A 19,553-nucleotide genomic window follows, 5' to 3' on the forward strand; every position below is an offset into this window, starting at 1 on the left:
CCTGATCGTGGGATAGGGCAGCGGCGGTAGCGCGTCCTGCAAGCGAAGCAGGTCGTGCGCGGCTTCCTCGCCGACCAGGTCGGGGCGCGTCGCCAGCGTCTGGCCGAGCTTGATCGCGGCGGGGCCGATCGCCTGGAACGCATCGGCATAGCGCGGCACCTTGGGCACGCGCGCGCCGAACCGCGCGACCCGGACCAGCCGGCGAACGCTCGTCGGCGTGTTGGGGTCGCGCTCGATCCCCCGGAGCGCACCGTGGCGGGCGAGGATCCTACCCCATTTGAGCAGGCGCCAGAGATGGATGGCGGGGGAGGTCATTATTCCTCCCCGCTTACGGGGAGGGGGACCAAGTCGCGTAGCGGCTTGGTGGAGGGGGCAGGCCCCAAGCGATCTAGATATGGAGAGCCCCCTCCACCACTCGCTACGCGAGCGGTCCCCCTCCCCGTCCCGGGAAGGATTTTTAGAAGCCCCATCAAATCTTCCAACCCGAATGGATCGCGACCAGCCCGCCCAGCATCGGTTCGACCTTGGCCTGGACGAAACCGGCCTCGCCGATCATCGCCTTGAACCGTTCCATGCTGGGGAAGCGCCGGATCGATTCGATCAGATAGCGATAGCTTTCCTCGTCCCCCGCGATCGCCTTGCCGACCTTCGGCACGATGTGATGCGAATAGGCGTCATAGACGTCGGCGAATCCCGGCCAGAGCGTAGTCGAAAATTCAAGGCAATCGAAACGCCCGCCGCGCTTGAGCACCCGATGTGCTTCCCTGAGCGCCTTGGGGATGTCGGTCACGTTGCGGATGCCGAACGCGATCGTATAGGCGTCGAAGAAGCGATCGGGCCATTGCAGCGTCTCGGCATTGGCCTCGCTCCACACCAGCCCGTCGATGCCGCGCTTGGCCGCGCGTTCGATTCCGACTTCGAGCATCGACGGGTTGATGTCGGCGACCGTGATCGCCGCACCCGATTTCTCCATGCGGAATGCGATGTCGCCGGTGCCGCCGGCCATATCGAGGATCGTCTCGCCGGCGCGCGGCTTCACGCGGCGGACGAACACGTCCTTCCACACGCGGTGCAGCCCGCCCGACATGGCGTCGTTCATCACGTCATATTTGGCGGCGACGCTGGCGAAGACGCCGCCGACGCGGCGGGTCTTTTCCTCGGGGGAGACATCTTCGTAGCCGAAGGAGACGGTATCGGTCATGCGCGCGGCTGTAGCGAGGCAATCCCGCGCCGTCATCCCCGCGAAAGCGAGGCCCATCTCCCGGACGAGCCCAAGTTGCGCAGGTCGTAATCCTGGCGATGACAGGAGACGGGTTCCCGCTTTTGCGGGAATGACGATATGGGGGAAGGCGATGCCAGAGCTCCCCGAAGTCGAAACCACCGTCCGCGGGCTTGAGCCCGTCCTCAAGGGCCATCGCCTGGCTCATGTCGTCACGCGCCGCGGCGACCTGCGCCGACCGTTCCCGCCCGAGCTTGCGCAGCGGATGACCGGGGCGACCGTCACCGGGCTCGGCCGGCGCGCCAAATACGGGCTGATCGAGACCGATCGCGGCGACACGATGATCTTCCACCTCGGCATGTCGGGGCGCTGGCGAGTCGATCCGCACGAATTGCTGCCGCACGATCATCTGGTGATCGATACCGAGGCGGGGCGCCGCGTCGCGCTCAACGATCCGCGGCGGTTCGGCTCGGTCGATCTGGTGCCGACCGAGCAGATTTCCGAGTTCCCGGCGTTCAAAACACTTGGGCCGGAGCCGCTCGGGCCGGATTTCACCGCGGCCTATCTCAAGCAGGCGCTCAGGAACCGCGTCGCCTCGATCAAGCAGATGCTGCTCGATCAGCGGATCGTGGCGGGGCTGGGCAATATCTATGTCTGCGAGGCGCTCTATGCCGCGCGCATCTCGCCCAAACGCGAGGCGGGGCGGATCAGCCTGGCACGGCTCGAACGCCTGGTGCCCGAAATCCGCGCGGTACTCGAGTCGGCGATACAGGCGGGCGGGTCGAGTCTCCGCGATTTCGCCCGGCCAGACGGCGAACTCGGCTATTTCTCCAAGCAATTCGCCGTCTATGGCCGCGAGGGCGAGCCGTGCGGATGCGGCGGCACGGTCAAGCGCTATGTCGAAGGCGGACGGTCGACCTTCTGGTGTCCGGCCTGCCAGACTTGAGATTCACGCGGAGGCGCGGAGGCCGCGGAGATAAGGGATTTCGCGCAGAGGCGCAGAGGGCGCCGAGAGGTAGCACCCGGCTGCGCGAGCAGCCTTTCATCTCAAAAGTAAGCGAGAAGTGCGCTGCCGCGCGAGACTCCTTTGCGCTCTCTGCGCCTCTGCGCGAACAAAATCTCCGCGCCTCCGCGCCACCGTGGGAATCTCTAAATCCCGCAACGCGGTTGACCGAATCCCCATCGCTCGCTAAGGGCCACCGCTTCCGGGCGCGGCTAAAGGTCGTGCCCGTCCCATTTTTGCGAGACTTAGAGGAACTTCATGGCGAACACGCCGCAAGCGAAGAAGCGTATCCGTCGCAACGACCGTCGCGCGGAAATCAACGGCAACCGTATCGGCCGTATCCGCACCTTCGTGAAGAAGGTCGAGTCGGCGCTGGCCGCCGGCGACAAGGAAGCCGCGACCGTCGCGCTCGCCGCTGTGCAGCCCGAACTGCAGCGTGGCGTCGCCAAGGGCGTGCTGCACAAGAACACCGCGAGCCGCAAGTTCTCGCGCCTGACCAAGCGACTCGCGTCGCTTTAAGGGCTCATCCGTTCAAGAGCGGGGCAGTGCCCGCCGGTGGATTCCGCCGGCGGGCTTTTTGCTGTCCGGCGTCGCGGCTATGCTGCTCCGCAGCGAGCGCCGTACCGGATATTCTAAGCCATTCGCTAAGCGTGGGAAAACCTAGCGATTCGCAAATAGTTCACAGAAGCGTAACGTAAAATTTACCTGGATTCAGAGGCTTATTTCGAGAATCCCTGATTTCTGCGGGTCACGGCGAGTCAACTTTTTTATTTTAATATTTCTGTCATCGTCGGACTTGATCGACGCGGTTCGAGCTTCATAATCGGCCCACGCAGCGCTGCTCGGGCGCTCGCCGAATCAATAGCAGGTGTCACGTTCAGGCGGATCGCGTTTCCGGCTGGGGGGAGACGTCTGTCCGGAGAAGAGCCGGCCACGGGGGCGATGGGCCGGTTGGGGATAAAGGGTGTTGCGGGTGGCGGTTTCGGTAGCAAGGGAAGGTGTCGTGCCCGGGGAAGTGCTGAACGCCTGGGCGAGAATCCGTAAGAATCTCAGGGAGTCCGCCGGGGCTCGGCTGTTCGAGCAATGGCTCAAGCCGATCGAGCTGGGCGACAGCGACGACGACACCAACGTGCGCCTGACCTTGCCGTCGGCGTTCACCGCAAATTGGGTCCGCAACCATTATCAGGATCGGCTGATCCAGGAATTCCGTGCCGCGATTCCGGCGATTCGCAGCGTGTCGATCGAAGTGCGCCAGGCGTCGGCGCCGGCGGTGCTGCGCGTCGCCAGCGAACAGCCGGCCGAATCGGTCGTGGCGGCCAGTGCCGAGCCGATCGAACGCCCGACACTCGACCCGCGCCTGACCTTCGATCGCTTCGTCGTCGATCCGACCAATCGCGTCGCCTATAACGCCGCCAAGGCGCTGGCCGAGCCGGGCGTGCCGCGGTTCAGTCCGCTGTTCCTCCATTCGGGCACCGGGCTCGGCAAGACTCACCTGATGCACGCGATCGGTCACGCCTATCTGGCCGCCGTTCCCAATGCGCGCGTCATCCTGATGTCCGCCGAGCGTTTCATGTTCGAATTCGTCGCGGCGATTCGCGCCAACGACACGCACGCGTTCAAGGCGCGGCTGCGCGGTGCCGACCTGCTCATGATCGACGATCTCCATTTCATCTCGGGCAAGAAGCCGACGCAGGACGAATTCTTCCATACGATCAACGAGCTGACCGCGGCGGGCAAGCGCCTGGTCATCACCGCCGACCGCCACCCGCAAGGGCTGGACGATGTCGAGGCGCGGATCGTGTCGCGGCTGGCGATGGGCCTGGTCGCCGACATCAAGACGCCCGACGCGACGCTGCGCCGCGCACTGCTCGACCATCGGCTGAGCGAACTGCCCGATGTGAAGGTGCCGGAGGACGTGCTCGAGCTGCTCGCGCACAAGGTCACCGGCAGCCTGCGCGAGGTCGAAGGCGCGCTCAATCGCCTGGTCGCTTACGCGCAATTGACCGGTGAGCAGATCAATCTCGAGTTCGCCCAGGCGACGCTCGGCGACGTGCTGCGCGGCGGGACCAAGCGAATCACGATCGACGAAATCCAGCGCGCGGTGTCGGCGCATTACGACCTCAAGCCGGTCGATCTCGTCTCGGCGCGCCGCGCCGTGGTGGTCGCGCGCCCGCGCCAGATCGCCATGTACCTCGCCAAGCGCCTGACCACGCGCTCACTGCCCGAGATCGGCCGCAAGTTCGGCGGTCGCGATCACTCGACGGTGATCCATGCTGTGCGCCGAATCGAGGAGCTGCGCGGCAGCGACCATGAGATCGACGGCGCAGTGCGCAGCCTGATCCGCCAGCTTGAGGGCTGAGGCTTAGCGCATCGTAATAGCCCGCCCCGGCGAAGGCGGAGGCCAAGTCTCGTGACCTGAAGATGGCGTTCCGTCGTCGAGAATGCGGTGCGACTGGGCCTCGGCCTTCGCCGGGGTGGGGTGTCTTCGATAGGTTAGCAAAAGAACCTGGAGCGTCAGCGCGGCTTGCCGAGTCCCGCCACCGCGCGTTCATGCAACCGCGCGATCGCCGCCAAGTGAATCCCCGGTGCCGTCGCCAGTACGCCGAACGCCTCGGCCCGCGGTGTGTTGAAGCGCAATTTGCGCCCGACCGCATCGCTGACCGAACAACCCGCCTCGCGCGCGATCAGCACGGCGGCGGCGATGTCCCATTCGTTGCCCCAGCGGATGGTCGCGAGCAGGTCGGCCTGGCCCGCCGCTACCATCGCGATCCGGAGCGCGATCGAATTGGGTTTGGCCACCGCGACCAGGTCCGAATCGACCTTGGGCAAGGCGTCCGTGGGCGTCCGTGCGCCAATGAAGGTGGTCCGCCCGCTATGCGCGATCGGCTGGCCGTTGAGCGTCGCGCTCTTGCCCGCCTCGGCGCGCCAGACCTGGCCGAGCGCCGGCGCGTCGAGCACGGCGGCAACCGGCTGCTCGCCATCGACCAGCGCGATCGACACCGCCCAGCCCTCGCGCCCGCGGATATAGTCGCGCGTGCCGTCGATCGGATCGACTACCCAGCAGCGGCGATGATTGAGCCGCACCGCGTCGTCGACCGTTTCTTCCGACAGCCAGCCGGCATCGGGGGCGAGCGCGGTCAGCCTTTCGCGGAGCAAGGCGTTGATGTCGAGATCGACCTGGCAGACCGGATTGCCCGGCGCCTTTTCCCAGCGTTCGAAGTCGGTGCGCCACAGCGAGAGCGCATAGGCGCCCGCCTCCGCCGCGATGGCCGCGATGTCGTCGATCAGCTCAACCACCCGCGACCGTCATCCCATCGATGCGTAGGGTGGGGACGTTGGTCGCGTAGCGGAATTCGAGATCGTCGGCCGCGGTGAGCTGGAGGAACATGTCCTTCAGATTGCCGGCGATGGTGAATTCGTCGACCGGCGTCGTCAGCTCGCCGTCCTCGATCAGGAAACCCGCCGCGCCGCGGCTGTAATCGCCGGTCACGCCATTGACGCCCTGGCCGATCAGCTCGGTGACATAGACGCCGCGCTTGACGCCGCCGATCAGGTCGGTGCGGCTCGTCTTGCCGGCGGCGAGATAGGTGTTGCTGGTGCTGACGCCGGGCGCGCCCGCGCCGCCGCGCGCGGCGTGGCCGGTCGGCTCGAGCCCGAGCTGGCGCGCCGAGGCCGAATCGAGCAGCCAGGTGGTCAGCATGCCGTCATCGATCAAGGTCGTCGACGACACCGCCAGTCCCTCGCCGTCGAACGGGCGCGAGCGCAGGCCCTGGGGCCGCAGCGGATCGTCGATGATCGAAATGCCCTCGGCGAACACGCGCTCGCCCAATTTGCCGAGCAGGAAGCTGGTGCCGCGCGCGATCGAGGCGCCGGCGATCGCGCCGGTCAGATGCCCGATCAGCGAGGCGCCGACGCGCGGGTCGAACAATACCGGCATCGGCCCGCTCGCCACCTTGCCGGGATCGAGCCGCGCCACCGCGCGCTCGCCCGCCTCGCGGCCGATCGCCTCCGGCGCGGGCAGATGCGAGCGCTGCCGCGCCGAACGATGCCCGTAATCGCGCTGCATCGCACCGCCGGTCCCCGCCAACACGCTGGCGGAGATCGCGTGGCTGGTGGTGGCATAGCCGCCCGCGAAACCATGGCTGGTGGCGAGCGCCCAACTTACCCTCGAGGCCGAGGCGCCGCCGCCTTCGCTGTTGGTGACGCCGGGGACGGCGCGCGCCGCATCCTCGGCGGCGAGCGCGGTTTGCTTGAGTTCGGCCGGAGTGGGATCGTCGGCGTCGCGGAGGTCGAGATCGGGTATCGGTCCCTTGAACAACCGGTCCTCGGGCGCGAGGCCGGCCCATTGGTCCTCGGGGGCCTCGCGCGCCATCGCCACGGCGCGTTCGACCAGCGCATCCATCGCTTCGGACGAGAGATCGGAGGTCGACACCGAGGCCGAGCGTCGGCCGACGAACACGCGCAGGCCCAGATCTTCCTCTTCCGACCGCCCGACATCCTCGAGCGCGCCGAGCCGGACCGACACGTCGACACTGGCCGAGGCGCCGAGCACCGCATCGGCGGCATCGGCGCCGGCCTTGCGCGCGCGAGTGACGATATCGAGAGCGCGGTCGCGCGCGGCGTCGGAAGTCAGCATGATCGGCACTTAGGAAGCGTTGGGGCGCGGGTCAAAGGGCGCGATCAATACTCTGCAGGATCGGCCGTGTGCGGATAGTCAAAAGCTCGTCTGCCCGACCACGAAACAGGCGAGAAAGACGAGCAGGCCGGCAAAGCGATTCGAGCGGAAGCGGTGGAGCGCATTGGCGCCGTCGGCGGGCTTGAGGGTCAGGACTTGCCAGGCGAAGTGCAGCGCTGCTGGCGCGAGCGCTGCCAGCACCAGCGGGTCGGGGCGCAATTCCCATAGAGCCAGCGTCCAGAGCCCGAGCGCGATCGCGTAGAAGGTGGCGACGCCGGAGCGTACATGGGCGCCGAGCGCGCGCGCCGAGGAGCGGACGCCGACCAGAGTGTCGTCCTCGATATCCTGCAGCGCATAGATCGTGTCGTAGCCGATCACCCAGAAGATCGATCCCAGATAGAGCAGCGGCCCCGGCATCATCAGGGACCCCGCGACTTCGCTCCAGCCGACCAGTGCCGCCCAGGAAAAGACGATGCCGAGCCAGGCCTGCGGCCACCAGGTGATGCGCTTCATGAACGGATAGGCGGCGACCGGCGCGAGGCTGACCAGCGCGACGATCGCGGCGTAAAGATGGAGTTGGAGCAGCACGATCAGGCCGACCAAACACAGGGCGACCAGCCAGACCCAGGCCGCCTTGAGCGACACCGCGCCCGAAGCGAGCGGGCGACTGCGGGTGCGTTCTACCTGGCGGTCGAGGTCGCGGTCGACGATGTCGTTATAGACGCAACCCGCGCCGCGCATCGCGATGCTGCCCAGCGCGAACCACAGGATCAGGTCCCAGCGGTCGAGCGCGCCATGCGCCAGTGCGATAGCCCAGGCGCCGGGCCAGAACAGCAATTGCCAGCCGATGGGTCGGTCGAATCGCGCCAGCAGCGCCAGCGCGCGCGGATAGGGCGGCAAGCGCCCGACCAGCCCGCGATATTGCGTGTCGGGGACGATTTGCGGGTCGGTTGGGGCAGTCATCATGCATTCACTACCGCGGTGGCAATTGCCGCACCAGCGCCACGCCTTGCCCCAAGGCCGCCAAACTCTATTTCTAGCGGCAGAAAGGGCAGGGAGGTGTTTGGAGTTTGAAATGCCGACGATCGTGTCCCGACTTTTCGCCTGTGCGGCGTTGACGCTGACGGTTGCCACGGCCTCCGCCCAGGCGGATATGCAACCGGATCCGGCACGCCACGGCACATCGTGGTCCGGGGTGTGGACCAACGGGAACAATACGATGCATGTCCGGGCGCAGCGCTGCGGCGATGCGATGTGCGGCACGGTGATCTGGGCGGACGACAAGACCAAGGCCGACATCGCGGCGCGCGGACGCACGCTGCTCGGCACGGAAGTGTTCCGCGAGTTTCGCCAGACCGGCCCCAACGAGTGGCGTGGAAAGGTCTATGTGCCCGCGATCGATCAAACCGTTTCCGGGCGGATCGAACTGACCGATCCCGACCACATCACCGCGAGCGGTTGCGCGCTGTTCGGTCTGGGTTGCCAGACGCGCCACTGGAAACGGATACGCTGACGGGGTTCGCCCGTTAGGGGCCGATCCATGGTCCATTTATCGGTCGCCATCGCCAAATTCGCCCAGACCTTGTTCTGGGGGATCGTCCACGCGGCCGGGCTGGCGCTGGTCGCCGGCGCCTTCGCGCTCGCGGCTTTGGTGATCGGCTGGCGGATGATGCGGCGGCGGCCGAAGCCGTGATTCCGTTCCCCTCCCGCAAGCGGGAGGGGGAAGAGAGGCCGCCGCTGGCTCGTCCGGGCCGAACCCGCTAAGCCCGCCGCATGGCTGCAACTCCCGCCTGGCCCCCGCGCTCCACGCCGCGTCTTTTCGTGGATAGCGAGCTCATGCCCGGGGCGCTTAGCGTCGAAGGGCCGTCGGCGCATTATCTGATCTCGGTGATGCGGGCCAAGCCCGGCGACCCGGTCAAGCTGTTCGACGATATCAGCGGCGAGTGGCTGGGCGTCGTGCAAACGGTCAATCGTCGCGATCTCGTTCTGGAAATTTCCGAACAGCTTCGCCCGCGTGAGCCGGTGCCCGATCTGTGGCTATGTGCCGCGCCGCTGAAAAAGGGGCGGATCGACTGGATGGCCGAAAAGGCCTGCGAACTGGGCGTCGCTCGGTTGGTGCCGGTCGTCACGCACCGGTCGGTGGTGGAGCGCCCGAAGACCGAGCGGCTGCGCGCGCACATGATCGAGGCGGCCGAACAATGCGACCGCACCGCGCTGCCCGACCTCGCCGAAACCGCGAAGCTCGGCGCATTGCTGCGCGACTGGCCGGCCGAGCGTGCGCTGTTCTTCGCCGACGAGACCGGCGGCGTACCGGCCGCCGAAGCCATGGCGGCGCATCAGGGACCGGCGGCGATCTTGATCGGGCCCGAAGGCGGGTTCGACGATGCCGAGCGAGAAGCGATCCGGGCGTTGCCCCAGGCGGTGGGGATCGGTCTGGGCCCACGAATCTTGCGCGCGGAGACCGCGGCGGCCGCAGCCGTCGCGATCTGGATGAGCGTCGCTGGGGATTGGTAAGCTAACTCCCTCTCTCCCCTCCGGGGAGAGAGGGCTGGGGAGAGGGGCAGTGCCCCAAGTGCATCGCCTGTGGCAGCCCCTCTCCCCGACCTCTCCCCAAAGGGGAGAGGGAGACTAGCGCGGGGCCTATTGCGTAGCTACATGCGCGCCATGACGACGAAGACCGTTACGGACACGAACGCAGCGGTCATCGAGGACCGCCAGCAGCTCATCGATTTCTTCGCGAGCGGGGAGAAGGCTGCCGATCGCTGGCGGATCGGTACCGAGCATGAGAAGTTCGTCTATCGCACCGCCGATCATCGCGCACCGTCCTGGGACGAGCCCGGCGGCATCCGCGACCTGCTCAACGGCCTGACCCAGTTCGGCTGGCGCCCGGTCGAGGAGAATGGCAAGATCATCGCGCTGACCGGCGACGACGGCTCGGTCAGCCTCGAGCCCGCCGGCCAGTTCGAATTGTCGGGCGCGCCGCTCGACAATCTGCACCAGACCTGCGCCGAAACCGGCCGCCATTTGCAGCAGGTCAAGACGATCGGCGACCGGCTCGGGCTCGGTTTCCTCGGCATGGGCATGTGGCCCGACAAGGCGCGGCAGGACCTGCCGGTCATGCCCAAGGGCCGCTACGCGATCATGCTGCGGCACATGCCGCGGGTCGGCGGCCTGGGGCTCGACATGATGCTGCGGACCTGCACGATCCAGGTCAATCTCGACTATGCGTCCGAAGCCGACATGGTGAAGAAGTTTCGCGTCGGGCTCGCGCTGCAGCCGCTGGCGACCGCGTTGTTCGCCAATTCGCCCTTCACCGAGGGCAAGCCCAACGGCATGCTGTCGTACCGCAGCCATATCTGGTCCGACACCGATCCCGCGCGCACCGGCATGCTGCCCTTCGTGTTCGAGGATGGGTTCGGCTACGAACGCTACGCCGACTATGCGCTCGATGTGCCGATGTACTTCGTCTATCGCGACGGCCAGTATCTCGACGCCGCCGGCCTGTCGTTTCGCGACTTCCTCGATGGCAAGCTCGACGTGCTGCCGGGCGAGAAGCCGACGATGGAGGATTGGTCGGATCACCTTTCGACCGCTTTCCCCGAAGTGCGGCTCAAGACTTTCCTCGAGATGCGCGGTGCCGATGGCGGGCCGTGGGGGCGGATCTGCGCGCTGCCGGCGCTCTGGGTCGGCTTGCTCTACGATCAGGGCGCGCTCGACGCGGCGTGGGACCTGGTCAAGCATTGGGATATGGGCGAGCGCGAGGACCTGAGGAATTCGGTGCCGGCGCTGGCGCTCGACGCGCCGCTGCCGGGTGGCGGCAAGCTCCGCGACATCGCCGGCGAGGTGCTCGACATCGCGCATGCCGGGCTGACCGCTCGGGCGCGAACCGACGCGGCCGGGACCAACGAGACCGGCTTCCTCGATCCGCTGCGCGAAGTCGTTCGCTCGGGCAAGGTGCCAGCGCAGGTGCTGCTCGATCGCTACGAGGGCGAATGGGGTAGGGACATCTCGAAAATCTATGACGAGATGAGCTTCTGAAGGTCGTCGCCACGGCGTCGTGCTGGGCCGACATGTTGAAACGTTTTTCCGGCGAGCATTCCTCTCCCTTGACGGGAGAGGATAGCGAAGCTTGGCAGCTTGCTGCCTAGCGTAGCTTGGAGAGGGTGGGACAGCGATGGACATGCTCGGGCGTCCACCCTCTCCAACTGCGACTAGGGCCGGCTCACGCCGACCCAAGTCTCCGTATCCTCTCCCGTCAAGGGAGAGGATGAAAGTCGTCTAGTCGCGGTCGGGCCCGACGGCTTCGGGCAAATTCCATTCCGCCTTGGTTTTACCCGACAGCCACCGGAAAAAGCGCGGCACCAGGCCGTTGCGCTCCATCCACTGATAATATTCCTCATATGACGGATCGGCGCGCAGATGGCGCTCCTCGGTCCGCGCGCGCCAGTAATAGATGGCTGCGACGATCCCCATGATCGCGGTCGAGCGCACCGCGTCGAGCCAACTCCCGGTGGTCAGAAACGGCACCGTCGCGATCATCCAGAACAGGTTCTTCGACAGGTAGGCCGGATGACGCGACCAGCCATAGGGCCCGTTGGTCAGCACGCCGCGATTGGTCAGGTTGGAGAAGCGGATGCCGAACGTGACGGTCGCCCAGGCATAGATCGCGGTCAGCAGCACCAGCGACGTGCCGATCGCGACCAGCAGCACCGGATAATTGGCGAACCAGGTCGACCAGCCGTCCTCGCCGAACGTGCCGGGGTGGTAATCGAGCGGCCCGTTATCGCCCATCAGCACGAACGGCGGATAGCAGATCAGGGCCGCCATCCAGCCCGCCGCGTAGGGGTTGGCGGTGCGGATGTGCGAATCGAGCGGCCGCAGCGCGAGCAGATAGCCGGCGGTGGCGAACGCGACGTCGACCAGGAACATGAACGTGATCAGCCAATTGGCCAGCGCGACCGGGTTGGACAGCACCCGACTGAAATCGCCGCGCACGAAATCGCCGAAGCCCGGCGGCACGATCGCCAGCATGAACGCGGTGAAGAACATCTTCACGCCCCAGCTCTTGAGGTGATTCCAGACAGCTTCCTTGTCGATCGGCTCCTTGAGCCCCATCAGCCAGGCGCCCAAGGCCCAGCACCCGTCGCGGGGCTCGACCATGCGGCGGTCGAGCCAGAGCGTGTAGGGCACCGACAGCACGAACAGCGCGGGCGCGGCCCACATCAGGCACCACATGGCGAACTGGAAATTACCCTGCCAATAGAAGCGTCCGACGGCGTAGATGCAGGCGATCCCGGCCCAGGTCAGCCACAGGCCTGCGAGCTTGGTGATCGAGATGTCGAGCGTCTCGCGCCACGGTTTCGGATTGGCCCAGTCGATCCCGGTCGAGGGATTGCGATGCACCTTGTCGACGAAGACCGACCACAGCACCCTCGGCAGCGCGGTCGCGGCGACATTGGCCAGCGCCGAATAGGGCCCGTCCATCCCGAACCACCGCGCGATCGCGACCCAGGTGAACAATCCGGCCAGCCCGGCGATGCCGGTTCCGGTCGACACGGCGGATTTGGGGCGCGGATCGGCCTTGGCGGCCGTGCCCAATGCTGGGTCGTGGTACATGCGCGCGGGCATACGCGCGGAATGGTAAGCAAGCCGTGAAGGATGTTCGGGTTGCGCGCGCCGGAACGACTCGCTACCTCGCGGCTTCGCTCCGGCGACGGGCGGGTATAGCACAATGGTAGTGCAGCAGCCTTCCAAGCTGAATACACGGGTTCGATTCCCGTTACCCGCTCCACCCTCCGCAGCGATTTAGCAAACGCTAAATCGCGATGAGCGGAGGGTCGGCCGGCCTCGCAAAGCGCGGACCGACGGCGCGGCGTCGCCGCGGCGCTACCCCCCACGAAGTCGCGCTCACCCTTCGTCACCCCGGCCTTGTGCCGGGGTCTGCGGTACAACGAGCGCTGAGCTTCCGATTCATGACTCCGCGCCTGCCGCCCGGCGGATGCCGGGACAAGCCCGGCGTGACGATTGAAAATACTCGTCGGCTTACGGCAGCGCTTCCCCGCGCGACGCCACCAGCACTTCGTACCAGGCCTTGCGCGACCATATGACCTTATAGGCGTCCGCCAATTCGGCGACGCGCTCGACCTTGAGCGTGCCGGCGATCGGGATCGCGCGCGCCGGGTGCGCCATGATCCAGCTGTGCGTCGCGGCGGCGCGGCTGACGCCGAATTCGGCGCCCACGCGATCGAGAATTTCGACCACGCGCGCGGTGCGCTCGTCGGCCGGCTTGACGATGCGGCCGCCGCCCATCGGCGACCAGGCGAGTACCGCGACCTCATGGGCCATCGTCACGTCGAACAGTCCGGTCTCGATCGGCTCGAGATGGAGCGGCGAAAATTCGGGCTGATGGCTGGCGAGCGGGATGCTGATCAGCCCGAGGATCGCCCGGGTCTGTGCGGGAGTGTAATTGGAGACGCCGACCGCGGCGACCTTGCCCGAGGCGACCATGTCCTCGAGCGTCCGGGCGACTTCCTGGGGGTGGGTCAGGATGTCGGGGCGGTGAACCTGATAGAGATCGATCCGATCGACCCGCAGGCGCCGCAGCGAGTCGTCGAGCGCCCTGGTCAAATGGCTGCGGCTCGAATCGTACGGGAAGCCGGGTTGGATTCCGCCCTTGGTCGCGATCACCATGCGGTCGCGCAATGCCGGTGAGGACGCGAGGATATCGCCCAGCGCCGCCTCGGCATTGCCGAACCCCTTGCTGGTATCGAAGCCGTAGATGTCGGCCGTGTCGAACAGGTTGATGCCGATTTCGAGCGCGGTCTCGATCAGGCGCTGGCCGTCCGCGCCTGCGCTGGCGAAGCGCCACATGCCCCAGGCGATCGGGCTGACCATGATGCCGCTCTTGCCCAGCGGCAGCGGATCGGGGCTGAGGTGGATATCGGTCATGATGCGGGTTCCGGGGAAGGAAAGGGCGGGCGACCTGGCTATTTCTTCTGTGCGGCCGCCCGCAACCCGTCGAGCGTCGCGGTCGGAGTGATCGCCTGGGTATCGAGATGGCAATGCAGGATCGCCGGCTTGCCCGAGGCCAGCGCACGCTCGAACGCGGGCGCGAACTCGGCCGTCGTCGTCACCGTCTCGCCATGCCCGCCATACGCCCGCGCCAGCGCGGCGAAATCGGGGTTGGTCAGATTTGTTGCCGAGACGCGGCCGGGGAAGGTCCGCTCCTGATGCATGCGGATCGTGCCGTAGATGCCGTTGTCGATCAGCACGACCATCAGCGGGATGTCGTGATGGACCGCGGTCGCGAATTCCTGGCCGTTCATCAGGAAGTCGCCGTCGCCGGCGATCGTCAGCACGATGCTGCCGGGCTTCTGACGCTTGGCCATGACGCCGGCGGGCAGGCCATACCCCATCGACCCGCTGGTCGGCGCCAACTGGGTGCCGAAGTCGCGGAAGCGATAGTAACGATGGATCCAGCTCGCGAAATTGCCCGCGCCATTGCAGATCACCGCATCGGGCGGCAGGCGGTCGCGCAGCCACGCCATGACGTCGCCATATTGGAAATCGCCGGGGACCGGCGGCGGGCTATCGGACCAGGCCAGATAATCGGCGCGCGCTGCCTCGCGATCGGCGCCCCAGGTCGGGCTCGCGTCGATTCCTTCGAGCGCGGCGAAGAACGCCGGCGGGGTCGCGTTGATCGCCAGCGTCGGCTGATAGACGCGGCCGAGCTCAAGCGGGTCGGGATGGACGTGGACGAGTTGCTGCGCCGAGGCAGGAATCCCCAGCAAGGTATAGGATTGAGAAGCGATTTCCGACATCCGCCCGCCGATCAGCAGGACCACGTCGGCGGCCTTGACGCGCTCGATCAGCTTGGGATTGGGCGCCAGGCCGAGATCGCCGATGAAATGTTCGTCGGTCGCCGGGAACAGCGGGGCGCGACGGAATTGCGCCGCTACGGGCAGGTCGAAGCGATGCGCGAAGTCGACCATCGAGTCGCGGGCCTCGGCGGTCCAGCGCGAGCCGCCGACGATCGCGACCGGATTTTTGGCATGGGCGAGCAGGTGGCAGAGTTTGTCGATATCCGCCGGTGTCGGGGCCGTTTCGGCCGGCTCGACGCGCGGTGCATCCATTACATCGGCGACCTCGTCGAGCATGTCCTCGGGCAGCGCGATGACCACCGGCCCGGGGCGTCCCTGCATCGACACCCGGAACGCACGCGCGACGATCTCGGGGATGCGCTCGGGCGCGTCGATCTCGACCACCCATTTGGCCAACGCGCCGAAGGTCGCGCGATAGTCGAGCTCCTGGAACGCTTCACGGTCGCGCATGCCGCGCTCGATCTGGCCGACGAACAGGATCAGCGGCGTCGAATCCTGCATCGCGATGTGCAGGCCGGGGGAGGCGTTGGTCGCTCCCGGCCCCCGGGTCACGAAGCAGATGCCCGGCCGCCCGGTCAGCTTGCCATAGGCTTCCGCCATCATCGCCGCGCCGCCCTCGGCCCGGCAGGTCAGCAGGTCGATGCCCGATCCGATCAGCGCGTCGAGCACCGACAGATAGCTCTCGCCCGGCACGCAGGTGGCGCGGTCGACGCCCTGCGCGATCAACTGGTCGACGAGGATGCGCGCGGCGGTCCGCGATCCGGTGCCATTGGTTGCAGTCATCATACTCCCCGGATCGTCTTTCTTGTGGGCATGTTTGTTGTGGGCGTGTTTCTGGTGGGCGTGCCTAGCAGTTTATCCCACCCCGGCGAAGGCCGACGCCCGGTTTCGCGACGGTCACCGTAGAGCGAGCTGCGCCGTCACCAGCCCGGCCGCGACTGGGCCCGGCCTTCGCCGGGGTGGGAAAGGAACCATCCTGGTGGCGTCAGGCGATGTGCACCGCCTTGGTGGTCAGATGCGCCATGATCCCCTCTGGCCCATCCTCCGAGCCGAAACCCGATTCCTTCATGCCGCCGAACGGGGCGTCGGGCCAGGTCATGCGGACCTGGTTGATCGCGACCATGCCCGCCTCGACCGTCTCCGCCAGCACATTCTGGCGACGGCCGCTTTCGGTGAAGCAATAAGCGGCGAGGCCGAAGGGCAGGCGATTGGCTTCGGCGATGGCGTCCTCGACCGTGCCGAACGGGCGGATCAGCGCGAGCGGGCCGAACGGCTCGTCGTTCATCGCCTTCGCCTCGAGCGAGATGTCGGCGATCACCGTCGGCTGGAAGAAGAAGCCGCCGTCCTTGGCCTCGCGCTCGCCCCCGGCCAGCACGCGCGCGCCGCCGGCGCGGGCATCCTCGACCAGCGCCGCGATCGTGTCGGGACGGCGCGGATTGGCGAGCGGGCCCATCTGGTTGGCGGCATCGAGACCATCGCCGATCTGCATTCGCTTGGTGCGCTCGGCGAAGCCCTGGACGAACTTCTCGTAGATCGTTTCCTGGACGTGGAAGCGGGTCGGCGCCACGCAGACCTGGCCGGCATTGCGGAATTTGTGCGTGACGAGCGTGTCGAGCGTCTTCTCGAGGTCGCAATCGTCGAACACCAGCACCGGCGAGTGGCCGCCCAATTCCATCGTCATCCGCATGACGCTGTCGGAGGCCAGCTTCATCAGATGCTTGCCGACCGGCACCGAGCCGGTGAAGCTCAGCTTGCGCGTGACCGGCGAGGCGAGCAGGTGGCGCGACACCTGGTCGGGCACGCCGAAAACGATCTGCGCGACATTGCCCGGCAAGCCAGCATCCTGGAAGCAGCGCATGATCTCGACCGCCGAGCCCGGGGTCTCCTCGCTCGGCTTGAGGATGATCGAGCAGCCCGCGGCGACCGCCGGGGCGATCTTGCGCACCACGTTCAGCGCAGGGAAGTTCCACGCGCAGAAGGCGGCGACCGGGCCGACCGGGTGGTGCAGCACCATCGATCGCATGCCCGGCGCGCGCATCAACACGCGGCCATAGACGCGCACCGCCTCGCCCGCATGGAATTCGAGCATCGCGGCGGCGGCCATGACTTCGCCCTTGGCCTCGGCGACGGGCTTGCCTTCCTCCATCGTCGCGATGCGGGCGATCTGGTCGGCGCGCTCGCGGACCAGGGCGGCGGTCTTGTTGAGCACCGCGGCGCGCTGTTCGGGCGCCACCGCGCGCCACGCTTCGAATCCCTTTTGCGCGGCGGCCAGCGCGCGATCGAGATCGGCGGCATTGGCCAGCGGCAGATCGGCCTGGCCCGCGCCGGTCGCGGGATTGAGCACCGAATGCGTATCGCGACCGTCCCCGGTCAGCCACTCGCCATCGATGTACAGGCCGAGCTTCGCGGAATAGGTCATTGGGGAACTCCTGGAGGGACGGGGGGATGTGCCGCCCATCTAGGGTCCCGATCGGCTCGGGGCAATCGTAACGCTGGCGATCAGCTATAGACGTCAGGCAACCGGTCTCGGATCGCCCTCGACCAGTTCGCGCCACAACATCACCAGCACCGCCATCGTCGCGGGGCCGACGAACAGGCCGAGCAGCCCCAATGTCTCGACGCCGCCGAGGATTCCGACCAGGGCCCAGAAGAACGGCAGCTTGGTCGCGCTCCCGATCAGGGCGGGGCGGACGAAATGGCCGGCGACGAACTCGGCGGCGAAACCGATCGCGACGACGACGATCGCGGCGCCGGGCGACCCCTGGCCGAGGAGCAGCAAGGCGGCGAATCCGAAAGCGACCGGTGCGCCGAACGGAATCATCGCGGCGATCGCGGTGACGGCGCCGAGCAGGATCGGGTGAGGCGCGCCGGCGATGAAATACACCATCGCCATGACCGCGCCGAAGCCGAGCCCGACCAGCACCAACCCGTCGATCGTTCCCCGGACGGAAGCGAGCGCTTGCCGCCCGATGCGCTCGCCCTGGGGGCCGAGCAGTGTCGCGCTGGCGGTGCGGAATTGCTCCGCCAGTGCGTCACGGTCGCGGATCAGGAAGAACAGCGCGATCAAGGTGAAGCCGAACACCACCGCGCGATGGACCAGCCCGAAGCCGAGCAGCCGCGCCTGCGCACCGAGCAAGGTGTGGCTCAGCATCTCGAAATGATGATTGGCCGCGGCGGGCTGGGCCAGATTGGCTTGCCACCAGCCGATCGCCTCGGTGCCGAACGGCAAATTGGCGAGCCAGGTCGGAGGCGGCACGCCGTGCATCCGCGCGTCGATCACCCAGGCCGCGACGTCATGCGCCTCGCGCGCGGCCTGGGCGACGCCGATCGCGATCGGCGCCCGGACGACCACCGCGCACCCCCGGGTGAATGACGCGGCGACCAAAATGGGGCGCGGAAACCCGCGATCGGCACGCTGGACCAGCGGGTCGACGGCGACCGCGATGATCACCGCCCAGACCACGGCGGGCAGGAAGCTGTGAATCACCCACAGGCCGAGCAATCCGAGCAGGACGATCAGGGTCAGCCGGATACTCGACTGGCGCTTGGGTTGCGACGGCGTCCCGCTCATTCGGCAGCGGCCTCCAGGCTGAAGCCGCGCGCGAAGCGGCGTTGCTCCACCCGGCCGGCGTCGAGCATCCCGGCGAGCGCGGCGAGCGCGGCGTCGAGGTCGTGGCGACGGCCGCACAGGAACATGTCGACCGCGGCATAGCCGCGCTCGGGCCAGGAATGGATCGAGATGTGCGATTCGGCGAGCATGGCGATCCCGGTCACGCCCTGGCCGGTGCCGAAGCCGTGGACCTTGAGGTCGATCAGCGTCGCGCTCGCCGCGTCGACCGCCGCGCGCAACGCCGCCTCGATCCGCGCCTCGTCGTCGAGATGCGTGCAGTCGAACAAGTCGGCGAGGAGATGTGTCCCGCTGAAATCCACACTCGTGTCCTACGTCAGCACGGAGCGATAGGGAATGGAGAGATGCGCCATGGCGTCCTCGGCGGCGCGGATGCCGCGATATTGCGCTTCCTCGAACAGTGAGAGGCCGCTCAGGTCGGAATGCGCGAAGAACAGCGGCGGGCGCGGCGTCGCGGCGGCCTCGCGCCGGCCATCCCAAAAATAGCCGGGCACCGGGCGGATCATGGCATGACCCCAGCGCCACACGTCGATCCGCCGGATCGCGCCCTTGAGGTCGGGATTGGTCAGCAGCAGGTCGTCGCGCACCATGTCCTGCCAATATTCCAACGGCCGCTCGATCAGTTTCTGCCGGGCGTCGGCGGGCGCCATGTCGGACAGCGGCAGGTACCAGCTCAGCACCGTCGCGCCGGGCACGCGGTCGAGCGACTGATGGGTGTCGACGACGTAGCCGAGCGAGCGGCTGGTCCAGGAGACATTGTCCCAGGCGACCTCGAACCCCGGGCCGGCGGGCATGCGATCGACGGTGACGGCGGCGACCACCCAGGGCGCATAGTCGAACCCGGCGGCCGACGGCGCGTCGGCGGTCAGCCGTGCGCTCACGAAATGCGGCGTAGCGAGCACCACCGCCTCCGCCTCGATCCGCACGCCGCGGCCGCTCGCGACGTCGAGCGCGTCGACCCTCGCGCCGTTGCCGTCGCGGGTGACGCGATGGATGATCCGGCCGCAATCGAGATGATCCTCGAGCCGCGCCGCCATCCGGCCGACCAGATGGCCGTTGCCTTCGGGCCAGGTCAGCATCGTGTCGGGATCGGCATTGGCGGCATGGCCGCGGCGGCTGGCGAAATAATGCACGCCGGCCCAGGCCGA

17 protein-coding genes, 1 tRNA gene and 2 pseudogenes are annotated in these 19,553 nt (G+C 67.2%); 8 read left to right on the top strand and 12 right to left on the bottom strand.

The annotated features are described in order from the left end of the window. Positions 1–315, bottom strand: a pseudogene (locus ACTHJR_RS13625) (ubiquinone biosynthesis protein UbiB); the annotation flags it as partial. Between the two features lie 154 nt (positions 316–469). Then, positions 470–1,201 carry a class I SAM-dependent methyltransferase gene (locus tag ACTHJR_RS13630; RefSeq protein WP_440523779.1) on the bottom strand — a complete coding sequence of 244 codons (732 nt, stop codon included), beginning with the start codon at positions 1,199–1,201 and terminating at the stop codon, positions 470–472. Between the two features lie 151 nt (positions 1,202–1,352). Here ACTHJR_RS13630 and mutM point away from each other — a divergent pair, with 151 nt between their 5' ends. From mutM to dnaA, 3 genes are all read left to right on the top strand, one after another. Further along, positions 1,353–2,165 carry a bifunctional DNA-formamidopyrimidine glycosylase/DNA-(apurinic or apyrimidinic site) lyase gene (gene mutM / locus ACTHJR_RS13635; RefSeq protein WP_440523780.1) on the top strand — a complete coding sequence of 271 codons (813 nt, stop codon included), beginning with the start codon at positions 1,353–1,355 and terminating at the stop codon, positions 2,163–2,165. A gap of 315 nt (positions 2,166–2,480) precedes the next feature. Beyond that, positions 2,481–2,741, top strand: coding sequence for a 30S ribosomal protein S20 (gene rpsT, locus ACTHJR_RS13640; protein WP_440523781.1), 261 nt, complete (start codon positions 2,481–2,483; stop codon positions 2,739–2,741). 484 nt (positions 2,742–3,225) lie between these two features. Further along, a complete protein-coding gene (dnaA, locus tag ACTHJR_RS13645) occupies positions 3,226–4,581 on the top strand; it encodes a chromosomal replication initiator protein DnaA (RefSeq protein WP_440523782.1) in 1,356 nt (451 codons plus the stop codon). Between the two features lie 155 nt (positions 4,582–4,736). On the opposite strand, the gene ACTHJR_RS13650 is transcribed toward dnaA, so the two are convergent. From ACTHJR_RS13650 to ubiA, 3 genes are all read right to left on the bottom strand, one after another. Continuing rightward, positions 4,737–5,519, bottom strand: coding sequence for a 3'(2'),5'-bisphosphate nucleotidase CysQ (locus ACTHJR_RS13650; protein ID WP_440523783.1), 783 nt, complete (start codon positions 5,517–5,519; stop codon positions 4,737–4,739). After that, the gene (locus ACTHJR_RS13655) at positions 5,512–6,858 is read right to left on the bottom strand and encodes a TldD/PmbA family protein (protein WP_440523784.1); all 1,347 of its coding nucleotides are present in this window, start codon (positions 6,856–6,858) and stop codon (positions 5,512–5,514) included. Before ACTHJR_RS13655 ends, ACTHJR_RS13650 begins: the two co-directional genes overlap by 8 nt. A gap of 78 nt (positions 6,859–6,936) precedes the next feature. Then, the gene (gene ubiA, locus ACTHJR_RS13660) at positions 6,937–7,863 is read right to left on the bottom strand and encodes a 4-hydroxybenzoate octaprenyltransferase (protein ID WP_440523785.1); all 927 of its coding nucleotides are present in this window, start codon (positions 7,861–7,863) and stop codon (positions 6,937–6,939) included. 109 nt (positions 7,864–7,972) lie between these two features. Between ubiA and ACTHJR_RS13665 the strand changes: the two genes are divergently transcribed. From ACTHJR_RS13665 to ACTHJR_RS13680, 4 genes are all read left to right on the top strand, one after another. Further along, the gene (locus ACTHJR_RS13665) at positions 7,973–8,410 is read left to right on the top strand and encodes a DUF2147 domain-containing protein (protein ID WP_440523786.1); all 438 of its coding nucleotides are present in this window, start codon (positions 7,973–7,975) and stop codon (positions 8,408–8,410) included. 27 nt (positions 8,411–8,437) lie between these two features. Next, the gene (locus ACTHJR_RS13670) at positions 8,438–8,590 is read left to right on the top strand and encodes a hypothetical protein (protein ID WP_440523787.1); all 153 of its coding nucleotides are present in this window, start codon (positions 8,438–8,440) and stop codon (positions 8,588–8,590) included. 80 nt (positions 8,591–8,670) lie between these two features. Next, a complete protein-coding gene (locus ACTHJR_RS13675) occupies positions 8,671–9,411 on the top strand; it encodes a 16S rRNA (uracil(1498)-N(3))-methyltransferase (RefSeq protein WP_440523788.1) in 741 nt (246 codons plus the stop codon). Positions 9,412–9,561: 150 nt separating this feature from the next. Next, positions 9,562–10,935, top strand: a complete 1,374-nt coding sequence (locus ACTHJR_RS13680) for a glutamate--cysteine ligase (protein ID WP_440523789.1) — start codon at positions 9,562–9,564, stop codon at positions 10,933–10,935. 240 nt (positions 10,936–11,175) lie between these two features. Here ACTHJR_RS13680 and ACTHJR_RS13685 read toward each other — a convergent pair whose 3' ends face one another. Continuing rightward, entirely contained in the window at positions 11,176–12,513 is a 1,338-nt protein-coding gene (locus tag ACTHJR_RS13685) for a methyltransferase family protein (RefSeq protein WP_440523790.1), read from the bottom strand. A gap of 101 nt (positions 12,514–12,614) precedes the next feature. On the opposite strand from ACTHJR_RS13685, the gene ACTHJR_RS13690 reads away from it, so the two are divergent. Then, positions 12,615–12,688 (top strand) — tRNA-Gly (locus tag ACTHJR_RS13690). Between the two features lie 251 nt (positions 12,689–12,939). Here the strand turns inward: ACTHJR_RS13690 and ACTHJR_RS13695 are convergent. The 6 genes and pseudogenes from ACTHJR_RS13695 to ACTHJR_RS13720 all read right to left on the bottom strand — a co-directional run. Beyond that, positions 12,940–13,845, bottom strand: a complete 906-nt coding sequence (locus tag ACTHJR_RS13695) for an aldo/keto reductase (RefSeq protein ID WP_440523791.1) — start codon at positions 13,843–13,845, stop codon at positions 12,940–12,942. Positions 13,846–13,883: 38 nt separating this feature from the next. After that, the gene (locus ACTHJR_RS13700; protein WP_440523792.1) at positions 13,884–15,560 is read right to left on the bottom strand and encodes a thiamine pyrophosphate-binding protein; all 1,677 of its coding nucleotides are present in this window, start codon (positions 15,558–15,560) and stop codon (positions 13,884–13,886) included. A 202-nt stretch (positions 15,561–15,762) separates the two neighbouring features. Further along, complete coding sequence (locus ACTHJR_RS13705) at positions 15,763–17,196, bottom strand: NAD-dependent succinate-semialdehyde dehydrogenase (RefSeq protein WP_440523793.1); 1,434 nt, start codon at positions 17,194–17,196, stop codon at positions 15,763–15,765. 93 nt (positions 17,197–17,289) lie between these two features. Further along, entirely contained in the window at positions 17,290–18,348 is a 1,059-nt protein-coding gene (locus tag ACTHJR_RS13710; RefSeq protein WP_440523794.1) for an AI-2E family transporter, read from the bottom strand. Beyond that, positions 18,345–18,707, bottom strand: a complete 363-nt coding sequence (gene speD, locus ACTHJR_RS13715) for an adenosylmethionine decarboxylase (RefSeq protein WP_440523795.1) — start codon at positions 18,705–18,707, stop codon at positions 18,345–18,347. Before speD ends, ACTHJR_RS13710 begins: the two co-directional genes overlap by 4 nt. A 9-nt stretch (positions 18,708–18,716) precedes the next feature. After that, positions 18,717–19,553, bottom strand: a pseudogene (locus ACTHJR_RS13720) (twin-arginine translocation pathway signal protein); the annotation flags it as partial.

Origin of the sequence: Sphingomonas sp., assembly GCF_051962185.1 — a bacterium.
Taxonomy (GTDB): Bacteria; Pseudomonadota; Alphaproteobacteria; order Sphingomonadales; family Sphingomonadaceae; genus Sphingomonas.

Excerpts from the sequence above, each read along its gene's own strand:
- ACTHJR_RS13630 (WP_440523779.1), bottom strand. The coding sequence starts at position 1,201 with ATGACCGATACCGTCTCCTTCGGCTACGAAGATGTCTCCCCCGAGGAA.
- mutM (WP_440523780.1), top strand. The coding sequence starts at position 1,353 with ATGCCAGAGCTCCCCGAAGTCGAAACCACCGTCCGCGGGCTTGAGCCC.
- rpsT (WP_440523781.1), top strand. The coding sequence starts at position 2,481 with ATGGCGAACACGCCGCAAGCGAAGAAGCGTATCCGTCGCAACGACCGT.
- ACTHJR_RS13655 (WP_440523784.1), bottom strand. The coding sequence starts at position 6,858 with ATGCTGACTTCCGACGCCGCGCGCGACCGCGCTCTCGATATCGTCACT.
- ubiA (WP_440523785.1), bottom strand. The coding sequence starts at position 7,863 with ATGATGACTGCCCCAACCGACCCGCAAATCGTCCCCGACACGCAATAT.
- ACTHJR_RS13665 (WP_440523786.1), top strand. The coding sequence starts at position 7,973 with ATGCCGACGATCGTGTCCCGACTTTTCGCCTGTGCGGCGTTGACGCTG.
- ACTHJR_RS13670 (WP_440523787.1), top strand. The coding sequence starts at position 8,438 with ATGGTCCATTTATCGGTCGCCATCGCCAAATTCGCCCAGACCTTGTTC.
- ACTHJR_RS13675 (WP_440523788.1), top strand. The coding sequence starts at position 8,671 with ATGGCTGCAACTCCCGCCTGGCCCCCGCGCTCCACGCCGCGTCTTTTC.
- ACTHJR_RS13680 (WP_440523789.1), top strand. The coding sequence starts at position 9,562 with ATGACGACGAAGACCGTTACGGACACGAACGCAGCGGTCATCGAGGAC.
- ACTHJR_RS13685 (WP_440523790.1), bottom strand. The coding sequence starts at position 12,513 with ATGTACCACGACCCAGCATTGGGCACGGCCGCCAAGGCCGATCCGCGC.
- ACTHJR_RS13695 (WP_440523791.1), bottom strand. The coding sequence starts at position 13,845 with ATGACCGATATCCACCTCAGCCCCGATCCGCTGCCGCTGGGCAAGAGC.
- ACTHJR_RS13700 (WP_440523792.1), bottom strand. The coding sequence starts at position 15,560 with ATGACTGCAACCAATGGCACCGGATCGCGGACCGCCGCGCGCATCCTC.
- ACTHJR_RS13705 (WP_440523793.1), bottom strand. The coding sequence starts at position 17,196 with ATGACCTATTCCGCGAAGCTCGGCCTGTACATCGATGGCGAGTGGCTG.
- ACTHJR_RS13710 (WP_440523794.1), bottom strand. The coding sequence starts at position 18,348 with ATGAGCGGGACGCCGTCGCAACCCAAGCGCCAGTCGAGTATCCGGCTG.